General features: G+C 76.8%; 2 protein-coding genes and 1 pseudogene. 1 reads left to right on the top strand and 2 read right to left on the bottom strand.

Annotated features, from left to right (window positions below):
* A pseudogene (locus A2U95_RS22930) lies at nt 1-306 on the top strand (hypothetical protein); the annotation flags it as partial.
* Between the two features lie 38 nt (nt 307-344).
* On the opposite strand, the gene A2U95_RS22935 reads toward A2U95_RS22930, so the two are convergent.
* Both A2U95_RS22935 and A2U95_RS22940 read right to left on the bottom strand, forming a co-directional pair.
* A complete protein-coding gene (locus A2U95_RS22935; protein WP_166026275.1) occupies nt 345-836 on the bottom strand; it encodes a heme-degrading domain-containing protein in 492 nt (163 codons plus the stop codon).
* Nucleotides 833-1,912 carry a Gfo/Idh/MocA family protein gene (locus tag A2U95_RS22940; protein ID WP_166026277.1) on the bottom strand — a complete coding sequence of 360 codons (1,080 nt, stop codon included), beginning with the start codon at nt 1,910-1,912 and terminating at the stop codon, nt 833-835. The genes A2U95_RS22935 and A2U95_RS22940 overlap by 4 nt, the downstream gene beginning before the upstream one ends.
* Nucleotides 1,913-2,156 lie beyond the last annotated feature (244 nt).

The following is a 2,156-nucleotide window of genomic DNA, read 5'->3' on the forward strand; positions in this document are numbered from 1 at the left end:
GGCACGGCGACGGCCGCCCACGGCGTCGGCGCGCGGAGCGGGGCCGGTGCCGGGGGACAGGTGCCCGGCGGTGTCGGCGCGGGCGGCGCGCCGGACGCCCCGCCCGGCGGGGCGGGAGCCGACGCCGTGGTGGCGGAACTGCGGTGGCGCAGGTGGTCGGCCGTGGTCACCGCGGCCGCCGCCGCGGCGGCGGGGATGGTGCTGACCGCCGCCGTGACGCTGGGGGACGTGCGCGGGGAGACGCGGGGGCAGGCGCCGGTCTGCCCGGTGGCGCCGAGCGGTCCGGCGTCGCCGCGGCCCAGCTGAGCGGCGCCCGCTCCCGCGTCCGGGTCGCCCCGGGGCCGTCAGTCGACGACGAGGCCCAGGAAGCGCTCCAGCGCCTCGACGACCAGTGCGTGGTCCTCGGCCTGCGGGAGGCCCGAGACGGTGACCGCGCCGATCACCCCGGAGCCGTCCACCCGGACCGGGAACGAGCCGCCGTGCGCCGCGTAGACGTCCGGGTCGAGGCGGGACGCCTCCTCGAAGCTGCGGCCCTTCGCCCGGAACCGGGTGCCCACCAGGAAGGAGGCGTTCCCGTAGCGCATCACCACCCGCCGCTTGCGGTCGATCCACGCGTCGTTCTCCGGCGCCGAGCCCTCCAGCGCCGCGTGGAACAGCTGCTGGCCCGCCCGGTGGATGTCGATCGCGACGGGCGCCTGCCGCTCACGGGCCAGGGCCACCAGCAGGGAGCCCAGCTCCCAGGCGTCCTCGTTGGAGAACCGGGGGAACACCAGGCGGCGTTCCTGCGCCTCGAGTTCCTCGACCGTCGGGGAGAGTTCGGGAGTCATCCTGGTCATGCCGGCTTCACCGTCCCGCCGTCACGGGCGGACCGGGCGGCCGCCTCCAGCACCGCCAGGGCGTCCGCCGCCTCCAGCGCGGTCACCGGGTTCTCCCCGGCGCCCGTCAGCGCGGCGGCCACCGCCCGGTAGTACGACGGGTAGTCGCCCGGCAGGGTCGGCACCGGCTTCCCGCCGCCGGTGAGCGGCGACTCGCCGGAACCGATCGCGCCCCACATGCCCTCCGGCTCGTACCCCCAGCGCTCGCCCTCGGAGGCCGGGCGCAGACCCTCGCGCAGGGCGTTCTCCTGCGGGTCCAGGCCGTACTTCACGTAGCCCGCGGTGGAGCCGAGCACCCGGAAGCGGGGGCCGAGCTGCGCGGTGGTCGCCGAGGCGTACAGGTGGGAGCGGACGCCGCCCGCGTGGGTCACGGCGATGAACACGTCGTCGTCGATCAGCGCGCCCGGGCGGCGGGTGTCGACCTCGGCGTAGACGTACTCGGCCGGGCCGAAGAGGTGCAGCGCCTGGTCGACGACGTGGCTGCCCAGGTCGTACAGGAGGCCGCCGAGCTCCGCCGGGTCCGCCGACTCGCGCCAGCCGCCCTTCGGCTGCGGACGCCAGCGCTCGAAGCGGGACTCGAACCGCTGGACCTCGCCGAGCGCGCCGTCCTCGACCAGCTTGCGCAGGGTGAGGAAGTCGCCGTCCCAGCGGCGGTTCTGGAACACGGAGAGCAGCAGCCCCCGCTCCTTCGCCAGCGCGGCCAGGTCACGGGCCTCGGCGGCGGTGCCGGCGACCGGCTTGTCCACGACCACGTGCAGGCCGCGGCGCAGGGCCTCGGTCGCCAGCGGGACGTGCGTCCTGTTCGGGGAGGCCACGACCACCAGGTCCAGCTCGTCGGCGCGAGGCCACAGCTCGTCGGCCGAGGCGGCGATCCGCACGTCGGGGTACTCGGCACGGGCCTGGGCGGCCCGCTCGGGGTTGGAGGTGACCACGGTGTCCAGGACCAGGCCCTCGGCGGCGGCGATCATCGGCGCGTGGAACACGGATCCGGCCAGACCGAATCCGACCAGGGCCACGCGCAGTGGTGCAGTAGTCATACGAACACTCTGGCACGGAGGGTTCCCGTGCTGATCCGGGCGGGGGGTCCCGCGCGTCCGTCCGGGTGGTGTGACGGCGCGTCGCGGGGACGGGGGTGTCGCGCGGGGAAGCTTCACCGGCATGCGACGGTGGGCGGCGGCCGTGGCTCTGGCCGCGGCCGCGGTGGGCACGGCGGCGCCGACGGGCACGGCCCCGGCAGCGCCCGGGCCCGACGCCGCCCCCGCACCGCCACCCCCCTCCGCG

The sequence above is a fragment of the Streptomyces chilikensis genome, from assembly GCF_001642695.1.
Classification (GTDB): domain Bacteria; phylum Actinomycetota; class Actinomycetes; order Streptomycetales; family Streptomycetaceae; genus Streptomyces; species Streptomyces chilikensis.

Excerpts from the sequence above, each read along its gene's own strand:
- A2U95_RS22935 (WP_166026275.1), bottom strand. The coding sequence starts at position 836 with ATGACCAGGATGACTCCCGAACTCTCCCCGACGGTCGAGGAACTCGAG.
- A2U95_RS22940 (WP_166026277.1), bottom strand. The coding sequence starts at position 1,912 with ATGACTACTGCACCACTGCGCGTGGCCCTGGTCGGATTCGGTCTGGCC.